Annotated in this window: 17 protein-coding genes; 10 read left to right on the top strand and 7 right to left on the bottom strand. The window is 61.2% G+C overall.

All coding sequences use genetic code 11. The features are described 5' to 3' along the window. Positions 1-38: 38 nt before the first annotated feature. The 5 genes from FJ953_RS07890 to FJ953_RS07870 form a co-directional block, all read right to left on the bottom strand. Positions 39-2,171 carry a type I secretion system permease/ATPase gene (locus tag FJ953_RS07890; RefSeq protein ID WP_140623830.1) on the bottom strand — a complete coding sequence of 711 codons (2,133 nt, stop codon included), beginning with the start codon at positions 2,169-2,171 and terminating at the stop codon, positions 39-41. Positions 2,172-2,211: 40 nt separating this feature from the next. After that, positions 2,212-3,660 (bottom strand): TolC family protein, encoded by a 1,449-nt coding sequence (locus tag FJ953_RS07885; RefSeq protein ID WP_140623829.1) that lies wholly within the window; start codon positions 3,658-3,660, stop codon positions 2,212-2,214. A gap of 388 nt (positions 3,661-4,048) precedes the next feature. Then, positions 4,049-4,462: an MAPEG family protein gene (locus FJ953_RS07880; protein ID WP_140497328.1), complete on the bottom strand. Its 414-nt coding sequence runs from the start codon at positions 4,460-4,462 to the stop codon at positions 4,049-4,051. Between the two features lie 75 nt (positions 4,463-4,537). Beyond that, positions 4,538-5,026: an SRPBCC family protein gene (locus tag FJ953_RS07875; RefSeq protein ID WP_140623827.1), complete on the bottom strand. Its 489-nt coding sequence runs from the start codon at positions 5,024-5,026 to the stop codon at positions 4,538-4,540. Beyond that, a complete protein-coding gene (locus tag FJ953_RS07870) occupies positions 5,023-5,376 on the bottom strand; it encodes a metalloregulator ArsR/SmtB family transcription factor (RefSeq protein WP_140623825.1) in 354 nt (117 codons plus the stop codon). The genes FJ953_RS07875 and FJ953_RS07870 overlap by 4 nt, the downstream gene beginning before the upstream one ends. A 225-nt stretch (positions 5,377-5,601) precedes the next feature. On the opposite strand from FJ953_RS07870, the gene FJ953_RS07865 reads away from it, so the two are divergent. The 3 genes from FJ953_RS07865 to FJ953_RS07855 are packed head-to-tail and all read left to right on the top strand — an operon-like array spanning position 5,602 to position 8,340. Then, entirely contained in the window at positions 5,602-6,492 is an 891-nt protein-coding gene (locus FJ953_RS07865) for a D-amino-acid transaminase (RefSeq protein ID WP_140623823.1), read from the top strand. A gap of 16 nt (positions 6,493-6,508) precedes the next feature. Then, positions 6,509-7,537: a P1 family peptidase gene (locus FJ953_RS07860; RefSeq protein ID WP_140515179.1), complete on the top strand. Its 1,029-nt coding sequence runs from the start codon at positions 6,509-6,511 to the stop codon at positions 7,535-7,537. 2 nt (positions 7,538-7,539) lie between these two features. Then, positions 7,540-8,340, top strand: coding sequence for a M55 family metallopeptidase (locus FJ953_RS07855; protein WP_140525154.1), 801 nt, complete (start codon positions 7,540-7,542; stop codon positions 8,338-8,340). Here the strand turns inward: FJ953_RS07855 and FJ953_RS07850 are convergent. Next, complete coding sequence (locus tag FJ953_RS07850) at positions 8,327-9,307, bottom strand: LysR family transcriptional regulator (RefSeq protein WP_140497338.1); 981 nt, start codon at positions 9,305-9,307, stop codon at positions 8,327-8,329. The genes FJ953_RS07855 and FJ953_RS07850 overlap by 14 nt on opposite strands. Before the next feature lie 295 nt (positions 9,308-9,602). Here FJ953_RS07850 and FJ953_RS07845 point away from each other — a divergent pair, with 295 nt between their 5' ends. From FJ953_RS07845 to FJ953_RS07815, 7 genes are all read left to right on the top strand, one after another. Beyond that, positions 9,603-11,228 carry an amidohydrolase gene (locus FJ953_RS07845; RefSeq protein ID WP_140561707.1) on the top strand — a complete coding sequence of 542 codons (1,626 nt, stop codon included), beginning with the start codon at positions 9,603-9,605 and terminating at the stop codon, positions 11,226-11,228. 67 nt (positions 11,229-11,295) lie between these two features. Then, a complete protein-coding gene (locus FJ953_RS07840) occupies positions 11,296-12,888 on the top strand; it encodes an ABC transporter substrate-binding protein (RefSeq protein WP_140497342.1) in 1,593 nt (530 codons plus the stop codon). 111 nt (positions 12,889-12,999) lie between these two features. Then, a complete protein-coding gene (locus tag FJ953_RS07835) occupies positions 13,000-13,935 on the top strand; it encodes an ABC transporter permease (RefSeq protein WP_140497345.1) in 936 nt (311 codons plus the stop codon). Between the two features lie 3 nt (positions 13,936-13,938). Beyond that, positions 13,939-14,760 carry an ABC transporter permease gene (locus FJ953_RS07830; protein ID WP_140497347.1) on the top strand — a complete coding sequence of 274 codons (822 nt, stop codon included), beginning with the start codon at positions 13,939-13,941 and terminating at the stop codon, positions 14,758-14,760. Further along, positions 14,757-15,674, top strand: a complete 918-nt coding sequence (locus FJ953_RS07825; protein WP_140497349.1) for an ABC transporter ATP-binding protein — start codon at positions 14,757-14,759, stop codon at positions 15,672-15,674. Before FJ953_RS07830 ends, FJ953_RS07825 begins: the two co-directional genes overlap by 4 nt. Then, entirely contained in the window at positions 15,671-16,621 is a 951-nt protein-coding gene (locus FJ953_RS07820; RefSeq protein WP_140515184.1) for an ATP-binding cassette domain-containing protein, read from the top strand. Before FJ953_RS07825 ends, FJ953_RS07820 begins: the two co-directional genes overlap by 4 nt. 9 nt (positions 16,622-16,630) lie before the next feature. Continuing rightward, the gene (locus FJ953_RS07815) at positions 16,631-18,157 is read left to right on the top strand and encodes a M81 family metallopeptidase (protein ID WP_140583986.1); all 1,527 of its coding nucleotides are present in this window, start codon (positions 16,631-16,633) and stop codon (positions 18,155-18,157) included. A 143-nt stretch (positions 18,158-18,300) separates the two neighbouring features. Here FJ953_RS07815 and FJ953_RS07810 read toward each other — a convergent pair whose 3' ends face one another. Next, entirely contained in the window at positions 18,301-19,212 is a 912-nt protein-coding gene (locus tag FJ953_RS07810) for an alpha/beta hydrolase (protein WP_140555693.1), read from the bottom strand. Positions 19,213-19,321: the final 109 nt, after the last annotated feature.

Raw genomic sequence — 19,321 nt, 5'->3', positions numbered from 1 at the left:
GGCCCCAACGCATTGAATACTTTGATAGTTTTCGTTCTTCAGGTGCTTTTTTTCTGCAGCGCCTGTATCACTTGGTCCTTTGGTCCATCGGCAACGATCCTGCCTTGCTCGATGACGATAAGCCGGTCGGCAAGTTCGAGCATGCTGAAGCGGTGTGTCGAGACGATCAGCGTGGTGTTTCGATCGAAAGCCACTTTGAGCTGCTTGATCAGTTGACGCTCGGAAGCCAGATCCATCGAGCCGGACGGCTCGTCCAGGAAGACGACTTTCGGTTTCGTCAGCAACAGCCGGGCGATCGCCATCGTCTGTCTCTGGCCGCCCGAGAGATTGGTGCCGCGCTCGCCGACATTCATGTCATAGCCACGCGGGTGGCGGGAGACGAAATCGTCGACGCCGGCGGCCTTGGCCGCTTCGACGATCTGCTCATCGGTCGCCTCCGGACAGGCCATCAAAAGATTTTCCTTGATGGTGCCTGAAAACAGATCGTTCGCCTGCGCGACGATGCCGACGGCGGCGCGAACCTCGGAGGGGTGGTATTGACGGATGTCGATGCCGTCCAGCAGCAGTTCGCCGGAACTCGGCAAGAAAAGCCTGCCGATCAGCCGCCCCATCGTCGTCTTTCCCGATCCTATGCGGCCGATGATGCCGATCCGCTCCCCCGGCTTCACGGAGAAATTCAGGCCGGTCAGGACTTCGTTCTCGGAGCCGGGATAGGTAAAGCCGACGTTCCGGAACACCATGGCGCCGTTGCGGACGGGCCGGTTGACGAAGCCCACAGTGTCCGGACGATCCTCCGGCTGAGCCATGATCGAATTCACCATCCGCAAAGAGAGCATGGCCTGGCGCAATCTGGACAAGGTGATGGCGATCTGCCCGAGCGGGGCCACAGCCCGGCTGGCCAGCATGACGGTGCCGATGATGGCTCCGGTGGAGACATGTCCTTCGGAGAAGGCGTAGGCGCCGGCCACCACCAGCGCGACGGTGACCAGCTGCTGGATGGCCTGCGTTATGTTGCCGGCGGCGGCCGAAAGCTGCTTGATCTTCTCGGAGGTGTTGGAGGCGTTTTTGGAATGCTCTCCCCATTTTCGCAACAGGTAGGCTTCGGCGCGCAGCGACTTGATCGTCTCCAGCGTGGAAATGGATTCGACCAGCAGCGCCTGGCGCTGCGAGGCCTCGTTCATGGAGGCCGCCACACGCCTGCCGATGCGCCGCTGCGTGACCAGTCCGACGATCACCGACGCGACGAAGGCCAGCGCGGGTATCATGACCAGCCAGCCGCCTATCGCATAGATGACGAGGAGAAAAACAAACACGAAAGCCGTGTCGATGAACACGCTGATGGTGTTGGACGTGAAGAATTCGCGCACGAATTCATATTGGGTCACGCGATTTGCGTATTCGCCCGTCGAGCCCGGCCGTGCCGCCAGAGACGAGTTCAGCACCTTCTCGAACAGCATGTATGAAATGCGCAGATCCGCCTTGCGCCCGGCATAGTCGATGAGCGATGCCCGGGAGGTCTTTAGCAGCAGGTCGAACAGGATGACCGCGCCGATGCCGATGGCCAGCACCCAGAGCGTCGATATCGCTTTGTTCGGCAGGATCCTGTCGTACACGTTCATGGTGAAGATCGGCGAGGCGATGGCGAGCAGATTGATGAACACCGCCGACAGGACAACCTTCGAATAGGTGCGCCAGAACGGCCCCATCGTTCCCGTCAGCCAATGTCGCCGCTCGATTTTCGGCGCCGAGCCGACGCTCATGGCCTCCGTCGCGTTGGCGTAGGTGATCGAGAAGGACGCACCGCCGCTGATATAGCTGTTGGCCAGCTCCGACCGGCTGATCCTGGTGCGCCCGTCCTCCTGGGGAGCTGTAAAATATTCCCCGGCTTCACCATCGGCCAGCAGCGCGACAGGCAGCTGGCTGACGCGAAAGACGATCGCGGGGAGGTCGATGCGCCCCCGAACAAAGTCGCGCTGGCTGAATTCGGTGATTTCAAGGCCGACGCGCTCGGCAAGATGCCGGATTGCGTCGATATCGATGCGCGTCTCGGCCAGCGGCACGCCGGCAAAGAGCACGGTTTCGGCGCTGGGGCGGCCGAGATATGCGGCGACGGCCGAAAAGCAGGCCTTGAAAGCCTCTTTCGGTGACAGGATGTTGGGTTGCTGGTTCACGATCCGCCCGCGGGGACTCTCGATCGATCCTTAGGCCCGCCTATTTTTTCCTGACCGGTGCCAGAATATCGAACGGCACGTCATTTTTCTGTTCCGAAGGCGTGCGCGCATAGGTCTCGGTGTCGGCTATTTCCGGTGCGGCGAACTCGGTTCGCGCGTAAGCCGTGGCCTGTTTTGGCGGGTGGATATCCATCGTTTTCAACAACTGCCCGGTCGCCGCCAGAAGCCGATATTGCGCGAAAAGGGATGCGTAGGACGCGGTGTCGGCCAGTGTCGCGGTGTTGAACCGCGTGTTCTGCGCATCGAGCACGTCGAGCAACGAGCGCTGACCGACCTTGAACTGTTCGCGATAGGACGCGACCAGCTTTTCGTTGGAGGCTGCTTGAAGCTTTAGGGTCTTGGCCAGATCGGCCTGCCGGAAGCGACGATCCCATGACGTGCGAACGGCTTCCTCGATCTCTCGCAGAACCTGGTGCATCGCGAGCCGCTGCTCGCTGGTGCGGCGGATCTGCTCCTGCTCATTGGCCTTGTCGATGCCGCCCCGATAGAGATTCCAGCGCAACACCAGACGTGCCTGCAGATCGGATGCGTCTCCATCGTCGCCGTCAATGTCGTAGCCCGCCCGGGCAGAGCCTTCGGCAATGATCGAAGGGCCGTATTTCGCCCGCGCCGCGTCCACCAGCGAGGCCGCCGCGGCAATATCGCTGTTGGCCATGTGGACGCGCGGGTTACTCTCGCGCGCAAGGCCCAACGCATCGTCCAGCGACCTTGGCAGCGTGCCGGACACGTCGGCCGGCCTCGCTGCATTGGTCAGCGGCTTGCCGACAGTCTTGAAAAACCGTATCCGCGCGGCTTCCAGTTCCTCCGACGCTTCCTGCATGCGGGCCTTGGCCGCGAACAGCCGCTCCTCGGCCTGTTGCCGGTCGGCTTCGTTCAACCCGCCGCCGGCAATGCCTTCCTGGATGTCGTGGAGGATTGCTTGATGGAAGCCCAGGTTTTTCTTTGCCTCGGCAACAATCGAAGCCTGGAGCATGTATTCGAGGTAGTCCTGGACAACAGAGAGGCCGATGAATTCCGACCGTTCCAGCACTCGAAACGACGCGCCATCGACGCGGGAGGCCTGGCGGTTCAATTCTGCGCGCCTTGCGCCGCTGTCATAGAGCGTCTGCGAAACGGTCAGGTCTGTTTCTGCCGGGTAAAGCGCGTCGTCCTCTATCGAGAGTGCGCGCCGTGATGAATTGTCGAGACGACGAGCGCCAGCCGACGCCTGCAGGTCGACGCTGGGCAAATAGAGGCCCTTTGCCTGACGCAATTCGAACTCGATCGCTTCGCGATTTTCTATGGCCTGGCCGATCTCCGGATTGGATTCGACCGCTACCGCCACCGCCTCCTTGAGCGTGAGGGCGTTCGCCCCCCCGCAAGTCAGCATCGTAGCCGCCATCAAAAGACCAAGGCGCTTGCCTATGGCCGACATGCCAGTTCTGTTCATTTAGCCCACCCGTTTCCCCAACGCCTTCCTCAAGGCGCTTAAGCGGGCCAACCCCAGGCCCACCATTGCCGAATTACCCGATATATTCAGAAAATACGTGAGCGAATATTAATTTAGGCGACTCTAAATGGGTTTTCCCAGTCATGAGCAGCAACATGTAGCAAAAATAACACATAACAACGGGGCCGATGGGGGTGGGAGAATGCCGATCGGCTGCAACGAAAAATGCCTTGGTTGGAGCGGTGAGGGCACTTTTTGAAAAATCGCGCAGTGGTTCCCAACAGTTGGACACGCTTGCCCGGGCCGAGACGGTGGCGCTGTTGCCGAACGGGGATGCCGGACGCGGACTATAAAACGGATGTAGCCTCCGATAAGTGCCGATAACGCGTCAATGGAATGCTGCCCATCCAGTCACAAGGATAAGGGCAAGCGTAACCAGCGCTCCCGAAACGTACAGAACCGTCCTGACACTGCCTCCCTTTGCGGCGTTTCCGCCACGTAGGTAGATTCCCAGATGAATCAGGCGTATCGCCAGGTGCAGCCCCACAAGCGCTGCCAAAGTGGTCGGTCCAACACCAACCATCATCGCCAGCACCGCGGGCACGACAAAGGGCGCCAGCGCCTCAACCGAGTTCATGTGGACGCGGTCGATCCTGTAGAGCCTGTTGTGGTCGTCCGCCGGGACTACCGGTCCTGAAAGTACCCCTGCAAATCCCTTGGACGAACCGGAATAGACCGCCAACACCACCGACAGTAAACAAAGCGTAAGCACGCCGAGGATGCTTAACCAATAGACTTCCATGTTGTCTCTGCTCCTGGAATCTCAGTGGGCGATACGGTGCTTGCGAGTCATACCCCATGAACTGCAACGCGGTTGTCAGGCTGCCCGATGGTTGAACAGGCCGTGGAACCGTTGCAGGTAGAGCGGCCAGCCCTGATCGCTATCAACTGCACCCCTCACGCCCTCCCAGCCTTGCCCATGGCGCTCGAAATGCCGGTGCTCGATCTCAACCCGGGTTCTGTTCTCGGTCTCGGCCGTGAATCGGACCTCCCATTCGCTCGTCTTGTTCGGGTCGGTCTCGATCTGCCACCGAGGGCTGATGTCCCAACTCAGAACCAGCCGGCTGGGCGGATCGTAGGCCAACACACGAGCCCAGCGGCATTCGCTGCCATCCACACCTCGGTCGTAAACGTGCCCTCCGACCCGGGGTTCGAAGATCGTTTCTGCGATCGGAACGGCAAGAAGATTGTGCTCTCGAGGTTTGAATCTCCCGAAATCCTCGGTGAAAACCTTGAAGGCACGCGCAATGGATGCCTCGACGACGACGAAATGCCTTACCGGCGCGAGTGCGGGATCCTTACTCATGCTTGGTCCTTTTTTGGATACTCGACGGCTAATTTGTAGCCCGCCAGGGCCTTGCTCCAGAACTGGTCGATTTCCGCGCGCAGGCCTGCCAGCCCATCCTGATCGATACGGTATATGCGTTCCTTGCCCGAGCGCGTGTCGGCCACAAGCCCGGCAGCCTTGAGTATCTTCAAGTGCTGAGAGACAGCCGGCCGGGTTACAGGCAGGGCACGAGCAAGTCCGCTGACCGAGCAGGGCTGTTCGACCAGCAGTTCGAAGATCGTGCGCCTTGTCGGATCTCCGAGCGCTGTCCAGTAGTTCGCGTTAGTCACCACTAACGCGAACTTAAATCGATGGCCGCGATCTGTCAATATCGGGAGGTCAACGATGCGTCATCCAAGCCTCCGTCCGGCTCCGCGGATTAAAGGAAACCATTTCAGCGACCTGCGCTCGCTCGTGGCGTGAACCATGCGGCCGTCGCAGGGAGTGCCCGTTGCGCTTTGACGTGATCGGCATACCGAATTGCATTTTTTGAATTGGTCTTTGCCGACCTGCCTTGGCATTTATCGAGCAGTCAGTTGATGCTGGGATCGAGGATGGCCAAAGTGGCGCAAGTCTATTGCAATCGGCGTTACATGCCCGAAGACGAGGCGCGCATCGGTCTCTTCGATCGGGGATTCCTCTTTGCAGACGCGGTCTACGAGGTGACCGCCGTGATCGGCGGCAGGCTGATAGACAATGATTTCCATCTCAATCGTCTCCAGCGGTCGCTTGCCGAGATATGTATTCCCATGCCCGTGACGCTGCCTGAGATGGAAGCCATTCAATTGGAACTGATCTCGCTCAACGAATTGGATGAAGGAACGGTCTATCTCCAGATTTCGCGCGGCGAAGCCAAGCGCAATTTCCTGTTTCCCGATGATCTTGAGCCGACCATGGTCGCCTTCACAAGCGCCCGCAAACTCGTAGGAACCAAGGCTCAGGCCGAAGGCGTCGCCGTCGACCTGGCGCCTGATCCGCGCTGGGCACGGCGCGACATAAAGACCGTCATGCTGCTGGGGCAGGTTCTGGCAAAGCATGCTGCAAGCGAGAAAGGCTTCGATGATGTCTGGTTTGTCGAGGGTGGACAGGTGACCGAGGGCGCATCGGCGACGGCTTTCATCGTTACGCACGACGGCCGTGTCATCACTCGCGCCAATTCTCAAGCCATCCTGCCCGGCTGTACGCGGCGAGCAGTGGCGCGTCTATGTGAAGACCAGGGCATTTTGTTTGAAGAGCGTGCGTTCTCGCCAGAGGAGGCGTTTTCGGCGGCGGAAGCGTTCCTGACCTCCGCCTCCAGCCTGGTCACCCCCGTCATCCGTATTGCCGGCCACAGGATCGGAAACGGCCAACCTGGTCCATTGACACGCCGCCTGCAGGAAATTTACGTCCAGACAGCTTTTGCAGAGATGAACGGGCATGCGGCCGGAAGAGCGGCCCTTGCTTGATGAGTGGGATGTGAAAATGGGCGCGGCACGGCGTTTAGGCCTTTGCATGGGGCGGCTGCCGCCCGGCCCGAACAATGCGATCACGGACGTGCCGGGTGTCCTGGTCGGCCATAAGACGATCATCGCCGACGGACTTGCGACAGGCGTCACCGCCGTCTTGCCCCATGGCGGCGACCTGTTCAGATCCAAGGTCAGGGCGGCGGTCGATATCATCAACGGTTTCGGCAAGTCCGTCGGGCTCATGCAATTGTCCGAACTGTGCACGATCGAAACGCCGATCCTTCTGACCAACACGTTCTCGGTCGCACCATGTGCGGAGGCGCTGATCAAGCGTGCCATTGCCGCCAACCCGGAGATCGGGCGCAAGACCAGCACGGTCAACCCCGTCGTTTGCGAATGCAACGACGGCGGCATCAATGATATTCAGGCAATGGCGGTCACCCGGCATGACGCCGAAGCGGCGCTGGATGCCGCGAGCGCCGGTCCGGTCGAACAGGGCAGCATCGGCGCCGGCACCGGAATGACGTCGTTTGGCTTCAAGGCGGGTATCGGCAGCGCGTCCAGGTCTGTCGAGATCGGGTCTCGCGCCTTCACGCTTGGCGCTCTGGTGTTGTCCAACTTCGGCAGGGCAGGGGATCTTGTCCTCCCGGATGGCCGCAGAGCCGATCCCAAAGGGCTCGGCGAGCCTGAAAGCGGGTCGATCATCATCATTCTCGGCACGGATATTCCTCTTGACGACCGGCAATTGAACCGTGCCGCCAGCCGGGCCGGCGCCGGCATTGCCCGCCTCGGTTCGTATTGGGGACACGGCAGTGGCGATATCGCCATCGCCTTCACGACCGCCGATCCTCTGCCGCACGTCTCGCCTTCACCGTTCATTTCGATTTCGCGTGTCGATGACAGATACATCGACCTCGTTTTCGAAGCGGTTGTGGAAACCACGGTCGAGGCCGTTCTGAACGCCCTGTGCGCCGCGCAAGGCGTGGTTGGACGAAATAGACGCAGGATTCCGGCGTTGACCGACTGGCTGAAGGAGCCCCTTTGAGCATGAAGATTTTCATTTCGGCCGATATCGAAGGCACCGCGGGCATTCAATCCTGGGACGAGGCGGAAAGAACGCATGCCGACCACAGGGAATTCCGCGAACTGATGACCGGGGAGGTCCTGGCCGCCTGCGAAGGAGCGCGAGCCGCTGGCGCCACCGAAATCATGATCAAGGATGCGCATGACAGCGGGCGCAACCTTATTCTCGAACGCATGCCGCCTTTCGCGCGCATCGTGAGGGGCTGGTCGGGACATCCGGACGCAATGATGTTCGGGATCGATGAAAGCTTCGATGCCGCGCTTTATACCGGCTACCATTCCAAGGCCGGCGTCGAGGACAACCCGCTTGCACACACATCGACATTGCGAATATCGCGGCTGATCCTGAATGGCGAAACAGCGTCTGAATTCACATTGAATGCGTTGTGCGCCGCGCGCTATGGCGTGCGCTCGGTATTTCTTTCCGGCGACGAAGGCATTTGCGCCGACGCCAGAGCCCTCGTCCCGGGGATAGCCACTGTCGAAACCCTCAAAGGCATCGGCGCGGCCACCATCTCCCTGGCGCCTGCGGCGGCGCGCGGCGCAATATGCGAGGGCGTTGAAAGGGCGTTGCGCGACAGGGCGCGGCAAGCTTTGCCGTCAATGCCGGAAAGGGTCGAGATCATCATCGAATTCAGCAACCCCGTCGATGCCTATCGCGCCTCCTGGTATCCCGGAGTGCGCCGGCACGGGCCACGTGCCGTCGCCTTTGCATCGAACGACTATTTCGAGGTGCTGCGCGCCTTCCGCTTCATGAAGAGCTGAAGGTCGCCGTGCCCGCGGCTGGCGCGGCGGGCTTCAACGTTTGCGCCAGCGCCTTGGATGATTGCCAAAGAGCCTCTACCATGGTGCTTCGCGTCTTCTCCGAGCTGCGATACAATCGTATCTCGAGATCGAGCGTCCATGTGCTGTCATTCGAACAGATGACAAGGGCTCCATTGGAGATGTCGTTCTCGACGAGGCTTTCTGGCAGCCAGCAGATGCCCGCGCCGGTCAGCGCAAGTTCCTTGAGTCCGGCGCTTATTGTGCTTTCATGCACTGTCTGACGCCGGAACGGCGAGTGCTTCGAGAACAGTTTTCCGAGGGCGACACCAAAGAAAGAGCTGTAACCATAGCCCAGATAGGGCAAAGCTCGCTTTGCCGTTTCCGGACTGTCCAGAATGCCCGCCGCGGGCACGGTCGACTTGTCGAAGCGCAGTTCCGGCGCCGCGACCGGGATGAGCCGATCCGATCCGATAGCCAGATGAGAAAACTTGTCGCGATCCAGGTGAAACGGCACTTCACGGTGCGCATAGGTCAGGAAGAAGTCGGTTTCGCCATCGGTCAGTGCAGCCAGGTTCGCCTCGATGCCACCCCTGTCAGCCATGAAGGATGTGCCGAAGGTGCGAGTGTTCCGCTGCACCTCCCGCAGCCAAACCGGAAAGAACGTGATGGTCAATGTGTGAAGGGCCGCAAAGCGTACAAGCCCCTGTTCCGCAGGCGGGCGCAGAGACTCGCGCACCGAATAGAACATCCTGATGGCGTCTTGCGCCATCGGAAGAAAATTGCGTCCGGCCGATGTCAGTTCGGCCGGCATGGTGGCACGACTGATGAGCGGTGCTCCGAGCCACGTCTCAAGCTGCTTGATGCGCCGACTGAAGGCCGACTGGGTGACATTGCGGATTTCGGCTGCCCGCGAAAAGCTCGATGTTTCTGCAAGTGTCACGAAATCTTCGAGCCATTTGATTTCCACGCGGCCTCTCCTCCACTGCGTTCGAGCATTGATCGAACCGCAATGGGGAACATATTTCATTATAATTGCTATGTTATGCAAATTTTGCATGCTTGATTGCGAAAACCGAATTGGCCTTGTGATCGCCGACGCCCCAACGTCTGCAAAACGAAAAAGCTGGCAACTGGAGCCGGTGGCAGGGGGAACGTGACGTCGAGCGCGGGAGAAGAATCTGACCGCGCGCGAAACGGAATGCCACTCAAAGTCAAATCTATGTCGGCGACGTCCGTGAACGCCGGGGAGAAGAAAAGGCAGCATGAATTCGCAGAACCAAGCCGATCTCGTTTTGCATGGCGGCAAGATTTGGACCGGTTACGGAAATCCGATCGCGGAGGCGATTGCGGTCTTGGGCAACCAGGTCGTGGCCAGTGGCTCCAACGCCGAAATCAAGGCCCTGATCGGAAAGGGCACGAGGGCCGTGGATCTGGCCGGGCGCTTCGCAATGCCCGGTCTGAACGATGCGCACCTGCATCTGATCTCGACGGGGCTCCTGCGCGGCAAGGTCGATGCGACGCCCGATGCCGCGCCGACCCGCGGCGCGCTGATGGCTGCGTTGCAGGCGCGGGCCGCCGAAACGCCCAAGGGCGCATGGGTGACCGCGCGGGGTTTTGACCAGACCCGATATCCCGACGCACTGATGCCGACCGTGAAGGAACTGGACGCCGCCCTGCCCGATCATCCCGTTTCGGTCACGCGCGCCTGCGGCCATGTCACTGTCGTGAATTCGCTGGCGCTGGCGCTGGCGGGAATCGATATCGACACGCCCGATCCGGATGGTGGCGTCATTGGGCGCGAGGCCGGGCAACTGACCGGAATGCTGGCTGAGAACGCCCAGAACTTCGTCTACGACGTCCAGCCGACACCCTCTTTCGCCGAGATACTCGATGCTATCGAAGCGGGGGGCCGTGACCTCCTGCGGTTCGGCATGACGTCCTGCATGGACGCGGCCACTGGCCAGATCGACGGTATGACCGAGATCGAGGCTTATCATGAGGCCGAGCGCAGCGGCCGGCTCCCGGTACGGGTCTGGGCAACACTTCTGGGCGACCCCGGTTCGTCCATCGTCGAGCCTTGCCATGCCGCGGGTCTCGTTACCGGGGTCGGCAGCGACATGTTCCGCATAGGCGGCGTGAAGATATTCACGGACGGCTCGGCCGGCGGACGCACGGCCTGGATGCGCCAGCCATATATTGGCCAGCCTGACAATTTCGGTGTCCGGATGCTGCCGGACGCTCAATTGTTCGAACTGGTCGACCGCTACACCGCAATGGGCTACACCATGGTCTGCCATGGCATTGGCGATGCCGCCATCGACCAGCTCGTGCGCGCTTATGAACGTGTGCGCGCCGCCAGGCCGGATCACAAGCACCGGCACCGGATCGAGCATTGCGGTTATGTCGATGATGCCATCAATCAGCGGATGTTGAAGGCAGGCATCCTGCCTGCGCCGCAGCAGGCCTTCATCTATGATTTCGGCGACGCCTACGTCTCGGTTCTCGGGCCGGAGCGCGGGTTGCGCTCCTATCCGATCGGAACCTGGGATCGCCTCGGCATGAAGCCGTCCACCGGCAGCGACTCGCCGGTCTGTTCGCCCAATCCCTTCCCGGACCTCTACGCCATGCTGACGCGCAAGACGCACAAGGGCACGGTAATGGACGCTTCCGAAAAACTGACGTCCGAACAGGCGTTGCGCGCCTATACCGAACACGGTGCCTACTCCCAGGGCGCGGAAATGGTGAAGGGCCGGTTGGAGCCTGGAATGCTCGCGGACATCGCCGTGTTCTCCAACGACCTCCTGACGGCCACACCGGAGACAATCCTGCGTGAAACGCGCTGTGAGATGACAATTCTGGATGGGCGCATCGTCTATGAAGGAAGTTGAGGCGGGATGCCGGTTGGGCCCGTCTCTGACAGGAAATCAACAACGAACCACAGGGAGGAATTGAGGGATGTTGAACAGACTTGGCTTGATCGCGGCGCTTGCGCTTGGAACGGCGACCGCCGCGCTGGCGCAGGACGCCACACCGAAGGATGGGGGGAAATTGGTGTTCACCGCGCCCTATGGCAACTCCATCACATCGCTGGACATCACGGCGACACCGCATACGCAAGACGAGATCGTGGCCAAAGCGATCAACCGCTCCCTCTACAAATGGAACCCGGAAAGCGGCAAGCCTGAGCTCGACCTCGCCGAAACGGTAGAGAAGTCGGCGGATGGCAAGACCTATACCTACAAGCTCCGGGAAGCGACCTTTCACAATGGCGACAAGCTCGACGCCGATGACGTGATCTGGTCCTACAACCGTCTTGCCGATCCCAAGAAGGCCCTGCCGGGCGCCGAGCAGATGTTGCAGATCGCCGGCGTCGCCGAATTTCAGGCAGGCAAGGCCGATCATATTTCCGGGTTGAGGAAGATCGACGACAGGACCATCGAAATCACCTTCATCAACCTGGCCGATCCGGGCTGGAACCTGATGTCCAACTATGCGCCGATCTACTCCAAGGACTATCCGGAGGATCAGCTGGCCTCCAAGCCGAACGGCCTTGGCCCGTTCAAGCTCGCCAATTACGTTGCGGGCTCGAAGGTCGAACTGGAGAAGTTCGACGGCTATTATGAGAAGGGCAAGCCGCATCTCGACAAGCTCGACATCATGCTGATGGGCGAAGCTTCGGCTCGCGACGTCGCCTTCCGCAACGCGGAGATCGATACCAACGTTCTCGGCCCTGTGCAGTATGAGGCCTACAGCCAGGATCCGGCGCTGAAGGATCACATCCTTGAGGTGGCCGAAGTCTACACCCGCAATATCGGCTTCAATCCGAAGGTCGAGGCATTCAAGGACAAGCGCGTCCGGCAGGCGATCAATTATGCGATCAACAAGGACCTGATTGTCGAGAAGCTCTTGAAGAACAAGGCTTATCCCGCGGTCTCCTGGCTGCCGATTTCATCGCCGGCCTTCGACAAGGACGCCAAGCCCTATGCCTATGATCCGGAAAAGGCCAAGGAACTGCTGAAGGAGGCAGGGTTCGAGACCGGTCTGAAGTTCTCGGTCACCGCGACCTCGAACGAAAGCTGGGGCCTGCCGATCGTCGAGGCGATCATCCCGATGCTGGCCAAGGTGGGCGTCACCGTGACGACCGACCCGGTGGAAAGCTCGGTCCTGTCCGACAAGATCCTGTCCGACAATTTTGATGCCTTTATCTGGTCGAACTCGTCGGGCCCGGATCCGCTGAAATATCTGAACTGCTTCTATTCGAAGACATCGCAAACCGCCTGCAACTACGTCAAGTTCAACAATGCCGACTTCGACAAGCTGATCGAGCAGGCAGGCAACGAAACCGATCCGGCCAAACAGAACGATCTTCTGAGGCAAGCCAACAACCTGCTGCAGGACGAGGCTCCGGTCTGGTTCTTCAATTACAACAAGGCCGTCATGGCCTACCAGCCATGGGTCCACGGGCTGAAGCCGAACGGCGCGGAACTGGCTATCCAGGATTACGAGGACATCTGGATCGACGACAGCGCACCCGCATCACGCAAGTAGCGCGATGGCATGGCTGGCGGGCGGGACCGGTTTGTACGGCCCCGCCCACCGCATGGCGCCCACTCCTCGCCCGCCGCATGGCGCCCAGTTGTTGAAAGGCAGGATTCGCGGATGTCGCGCTTCATCTTTCGTCGCACGCTGCAGATGATCCCGACCCTGCTGGCGGTCGTGCTGATCATTTTCGTGATATTCAGCGTCGTCCCCGGCAGCTTCATATCGAGCCTGATGTCGGAGGGGCGCAACGCCACGAATGCCGATGTGATGGCGCATCTGAACGAGCAGTTCGGGCTGGACAAGCCTCTGCCGGTCCGCCTGTGGGACTATCTGTGGGGGCTGGCGCATTTCGACCTTGGAATTTCCTACCGCACCCGCGAACCGGTGTGGAACGTGATCGAGCCGCGGCTCTGGCCTTCGATCAAACTGGCGCTGGCGGCGATGGGCTTTGCCGCGGCAGTCGGTATTCCTCTGGGATTTCTGGCCGCGCTGAAGCCCGGCAGCGTGTTGGACACCGGCACGATGATGCTGGCGGTTTCCGGCCTGTCGGTTCCCGAATTCTGGCTAGGTTTGCTGCTAATGTACGTCTTTGCGCTGCAGCTCGGTCTGCTGCCGAGCTTCGGCTACCAGCCCGGCGGCATCCGCTACATCATATTGCCTGCCATCGCGCTCGGCGTATCGCCGATGGCGCTCCTGGCGCGAACCACCCGCGCTGGCGTTCTGGACGTGATGAACGCGGATTTCGTGCGAACGGCGCGAGCCAAAGGGTTGACCGAACCGCGTCTGGTGCGCAGTCACGTCACCCGCAACGTGCTGGTGTTGATCCTGACCACGCTTGGCCTTCAGATCGGTTCGCTCATGGGGCAGGCGATCGTGATCGAGAAACTGTTTTCCTGGCCAGGGATCGGGTCGCTTCTGGTCGACAGCGTGTCGGCACGCGACATTCCCGTGGTTCAGGGTACGGTCATCGTGATCGTGTTGTGGTTCCTTGTCATCAACATGCTGGTCGATATCGCCTATGCCATGATCGACCCGCGCATCAAGGTGGCCTGATCCATGCGGTTGCGTTTCAATTTCGCCCTTGGCCTGGCGCTGGCGTTGCTCGTGGTCGCCGCAGCCGTCAGCGCCGGCTGGATTGCCCCGTACAACCCGATATTCGACGCCGACCTGATGAATTCTGAAATGCCGCCGAGCTGGGACCATCTTTTGGGCACGGACGGGCAGGGTCGCGACGTCTTTTCCCGTATCCTCTACGGCGCCAGGGTGTCGCTGACCGTCGGCCTCGTTTCGCAGTTGATCAACTCGTGCATCGGTATGGCGCTTGGGGTTTCGGCCGGTTATTTCGGAGGCTGGTGGGACGACCTGGTGAACGGGCTGACCAACGTCATGCTGGCGATCCCATCCCTGGTCTTCGCGCTCGCCATCATGGCGGTGTTGGGACCCGGCTTGCCAAGTCTCCTGATCGCATTGGGCCTGACCAACTGGTCCTGGACCTGCCGCATCGCCCGCAGCTCCACCTTGTCGCTCAAGAATCAGGGCTTCGTGCAGGCCGCCAGGGCGGCCGGCTTCAGCGACGCCAACATCATGCGCACGCAGATACTGCCGAATATCGTCGGTCCGGTGCTGGTCATCGCGACACTTGGCATCGGCGGCGCGGTTCTGGCGGAAGCTGCACTGTCTTTCCTCGGCGTCGGCATCCGGCCACCACAGCCGAGCTGGGGGAACATGCTGACCGACGCGCGCGAACTGATCCGCACCGCCCCCTGGGCCTCGCTGTTCCCCGGCCTCGCAATCTTCGCCACGGTCCTTGGCTTCAATCTGCTCGGTGACGGGCTGCGCGACATGCTGGATCCGCATATGAGGATAAGGCAGGCATGAGCGGCATTCTTCCCGACCCTGTTCTGTCCATCCGCGACTTGCGCATCGGCGTCGGCAAGCGGAACGAAATCCTTCACGGCGTGTCTTTCGATATCCTGCCTGGGGAAACTTACGGACTTGTCGGCGAATCCGGTTCGGGCAAAAGCATCACCGGCCTTTCGGTGATGGGGTTGCTTAAACGCCCGCTGGAGGTGACCGGCGGCTCGATCTTCTTCCGGAGCCAGGACGTGTTGAAGCTTGGCAGCCGCGCCAGGCGCCGTCTGCGCGGCGACCGTATGGCGATGGTGTTTCAAGAGCCCATGACGGCGCTCAATCCGCTGATGGCGATTGGCCGTCAGATCGCGGAAATGTTCGTCGTTCACAGGGGCTTCGGGTGGTCGGATGCGCGCAGGAAAGCCGTCGAGGCACTGGAAAGTGTTCGTGTGCCGGCGCCCGAGGAACGCGCCCTGTCCTACCCCCATCAACTGTCGGGAGGGATGCGCCAGCGCGTCATGGTCGCCATTGCACTGGCCTGCCGTCCCGACCTGCTGATTGCGGACGAGCCGACCACCGCACTTGATGTGACGGTCCAGGCAGGCGTCCTGGAATTGCTTGCCGAGCTTTGCACGGCTGAAGGAACGGCCGTGCTGCTGGTCAGTCACGATTTGGGCGTGATCGCCAATATGTGCCGGCGCGTCGGGGTCATGGACCGGGGGCGGCTCGTCGAGGAGCAGGACACCAAGGCTCTGTTCGAAAATCCGCTGCATCCCTATACCCGAGGCCTGCTCGCGGCACGCCCTCGCCTGGGGTCGCGAACGCTGGTTGGACGCGCCCGCCTGACCGAACTGGACCAGGTCGTGGGCAGCGAGGAGCGTGGACGCGACGCACCGACGCTGACCACGCCGCGCGGCCTTGGTCTGGAGGCGACCGCATGAACCAGCCTCTTCTGGAAATCCGCGACCTCAACGTCCATTTCCCGCTGCCGCGTCGCTCGCTGTTGGGGCCAAAGCGGACGCTTCGTGCCGTTCAGGGCGTGAATCTGACCCTGAACGACGGAGAGTGCCTGTCCATCGTCGGTGAATCCGGCTGCGGAAAATCCACCACCGCGCTGACCGTGATGGGTCTGCAGGAGCCGACTTCGGGAAGAATCCTGTTCCAGGGCAAGCCGTTGACAGGCCCTGGCGCTCCCGCCCGCAAGGAGCGCGCGCGCATCGCTCAGATGGTGTTTCAGGACCCGTATGCGTCGCTGAATCCGCGCCAGACCATCGGCCGCATGCTGTCCTCGCAGCTTTCCCTGCATGGAATTGCCAAGGGAAGCGAGGCCAGCCACCGCGTCGCCGAGATGCTGACCCGCGTCGGCCTGACGCCCGATCACGCCGACCGTTATCCGCATGAATTCTCCGGTGGGCAGCGCCAGCGGATCGGCATCGCGCGGGCGTTGATGCTTGATCCGAAGATCCTGGTGCTGGACGAGCCGGTGTCGGCATTGGACGTGTCCATCCAGGCGCAGATCATCAACCTGCTGATGGACCTGCAGGAAACGCTGGGCTTGAGCTACATCATGATCTCCCACGATCTGAGCGTGGTCGAGCATGTCAGCGACAGGGTTGCCGTCATGTATTTCGGCCGCGTGGTGGAAGAGGGTGACTGGCATTCGATTTTTAGTCGCCCGACGCATCCCTACACGCGTCGCCTGATCGGTTCGGTTCCCGATCCCGACGCGATCCTGACCGGGGCACGCACCTTGCCGGATGCCGCCTTCGTTCCAGACGCCGCCCGCTTTTCGCCCGACATTTCGCGCCGTCCGGATCCCGACGAAGAACACGAGCCAAGCGAGCTTGTCGAGATCGGCCGCGGTCATCGCGTCCGCCTCGCGCAATAGGAATTGCCGATGACCTTCACCGTCCTTACCTGCGAATTCATGCACGAGAGCAATACGTTCTCGCGCTTCCGCACCGACTTGCCGCAGTTTCAGGTGGACACGCTTCTCCTTGGCGACGAAGCGATCCGCGCCCGCCGCAACGCCAACACCGAACTTGCTGGGTTCATGGATGTGGCGGAACCGGCGGGCTGGAACGTGATCCACGCGATTTCGGCACATGCCGTGCCCGGGGGGCGGGTGACGAAAGCCGCCTATGACCACATCGCCGGTATTATCCTGGAGGCAGCGCGTTCGAACAAGGGCCGCCTCGATGGAGTGCTTCTTGGACTTCATGGCTCGATGGTGCCGGAGTTTTGCCATGACGGTGAAGGGTATCTGCTGGGCCTTCTGCGGGCCGAACTTGGAGCGGACATTCCTGTTGCGGTAACGCTCGACCTTCATGCGATGGTGTCCGAAGACATGGTTCGGGACGCGCAGATCCTTGTTTCCTACAAGACCTATCCGCATGTGGACATGCGCGAAATCGGCGCGCATGCCGCCCGTATCCTGGATCGCGCAATGAAAGGTGAAATCGCGCCCCGGACTGTCAGGGCGCATGTGCCGATGCTGGACGAAGCGAATTCCGGCCGCACCGACATTCCCGAGACGCTGGCCCTTTATGACCGCGCCCGCGAGGCCGAGGCCGAGGGCTTGCTCGCGGTTTCCGTCAATGCAGCCTTCACGGGCGCCGACGTGTCCTGCGTCGGTCCCACCGTGCTCGCAACCTATGACAGCCGTGATCCCGGCGCCAAGCCAGCCGCCATGCGTGTGACAGAGGAACTTGCGGACAGGATCTGGCAGGGCCGGACCAAGAAGCGCAATGTTTTCATCGAGGTCGACGAGGCTGCTGCCGAGGCGCATGCCTGGCGCGGCGACAAACCGCTTGTTATCGCCGATTACGCCGACAATCCCGGCGCCGGTTCCTACGGCGACTCGACCGCGCTGTTGAAGGGCCTGCTTGATGCGGGAGTAAAGGGTGCGGTACTCGCGCCGATGATCGATCCTCAAGCGGCAAATGAATTGCACCGTCACCGGCAAGGCGAAACCGTGACGGTGACGATTGGCGGCAAGGGCGACGCCAACTTCGGCGGCGGCCCGCTGACGGTGACGGGTGTGCTGACTAGGCTTTCGGACGGCGCCTATGTCGGCGACGGACCGATTCAGGGCGGGCTCACCCATAGTTTCGGCCCCACCGCCGTAATCGACGTCGACGGGATCGAAGTCCTGGTCGTTTCAGAAGCGCAGCAGATGGTCGACCTTCAGCAATTGCGCGCTTTCGGGATAGAACCGACGGCTCGCCGCGTGTTGGTCCTGAAATCGATGCAGCATTTCCGGGCGGCATTCGAGCCGATATCGGGCAAGGTCATCGTCTGCGATGCAGGCGCGCTGGCAACGCCGCGGGCAGAGCGGCGCCCCTATATCCACGCGCCGCGCCCGCTCTGGCCGCTCGACAAGGATTTCGAGCGCTTCGTTCGTCCCTTGGTCGACACATTCTAAATTACCAAAGCGGGCCAGTGCAGACGGCCCCTTCCTGGATGCGAATGCTGACAGCGAGCGCACTCTTCGCAGGCCCTGCGTGGCGACGGCGGTGCGATCGATCATCGACCGTCAAGTCACAGACATCGCCGATACGCTTCAGCTCATCTATTCGCTCCGGCCTGCGGGCCTGCCCGGGCCGTTCTTCGAGGCTCGGAAAACGGCGGCGTCCGCGCTGCATCGTGACGCGCGCCGTCCCGGTGCCAGAAGTCGAGAACGGCTGCGGTGATAGCCTCTGGCGCGTCCTCCTGAACAAGATGCTTCGCATCCGGTACGACAATGAATGGAGCGTTTGGGATGCGCCGCGCGAGTTCTTCACCATCTTTCAACGGGATAAATTCATCCTCGGCGCCCCAAAGAATGCTCACGGGGCAGCGGATTTCACCGTAGCGGTCCTCGACCTCTTCGCTGTACTTGTCGTCCATCTGCGCCACCTGGCGCCAGAACGCCTTCTTGCCCTCCTCGCTAAGCCAAGGCTGGAGATAAAGCCGCATCTCCTCTTCGCGCAATTTGTGCTTCGCTGCGGCACCGATATACGCGCGCAGGACGGCTTCATGGATATAGGCTGGAAGACCGGCAAAAACGTCTTGGTGCACCTTGGCCGCCTGCACCAGCGCGGATCCCTGCGGGCTGATTGCGACAGGATCGATCAGCATCAGGCTGCTGTAGTCGATGCCGTCCATGAGATGGGCGCGCAGCGCGGCAGACCCGCCAAAGTCATGCGCGACGACGTCCGGGCGCTCTATACCCCAGTGCTTTACCAGCGCCGCGAAAAGTCCATTCTGAAGACCATGCAGGACGTCGGCGTCCGGCTTGTCGGACTGCCCGAAACCCAGCAAATCATAAAAGAAAACCCGACGGTGCCGCGCGAGCCACGGTGCAATTCGCCGCCACACCAGCGAGGAAAATGGCGAGCCGTGCAGGAGGATCGCAGCCTGTCCCTCGCCGAGCGTGCCCCAGGCGATCGCATGACCGCGGTAGATGAAGCGTTCAGGCAGAGTCCAGTTCGCAATCATCTCGTCCTCCGTATCCAGAGACTTGTCGAGGAATCCGACAGGAAGCGGGTCGGACCGAAACTCTCAGCCATGGTGCGATGGTGCGAATTCCGGCCCTGGACAATCTCTC

This window comes from Mesorhizobium sp. B2-3-6 (assembly GCF_006442305.1).
Taxonomy (GTDB): domain Bacteria; phylum Pseudomonadota; class Alphaproteobacteria; order Rhizobiales; family Rhizobiaceae; genus Mesorhizobium.
Note: the sequence above shows the minus strand (reverse complement) of the source record. Positions and strands in the feature narration are given on the sequence as shown.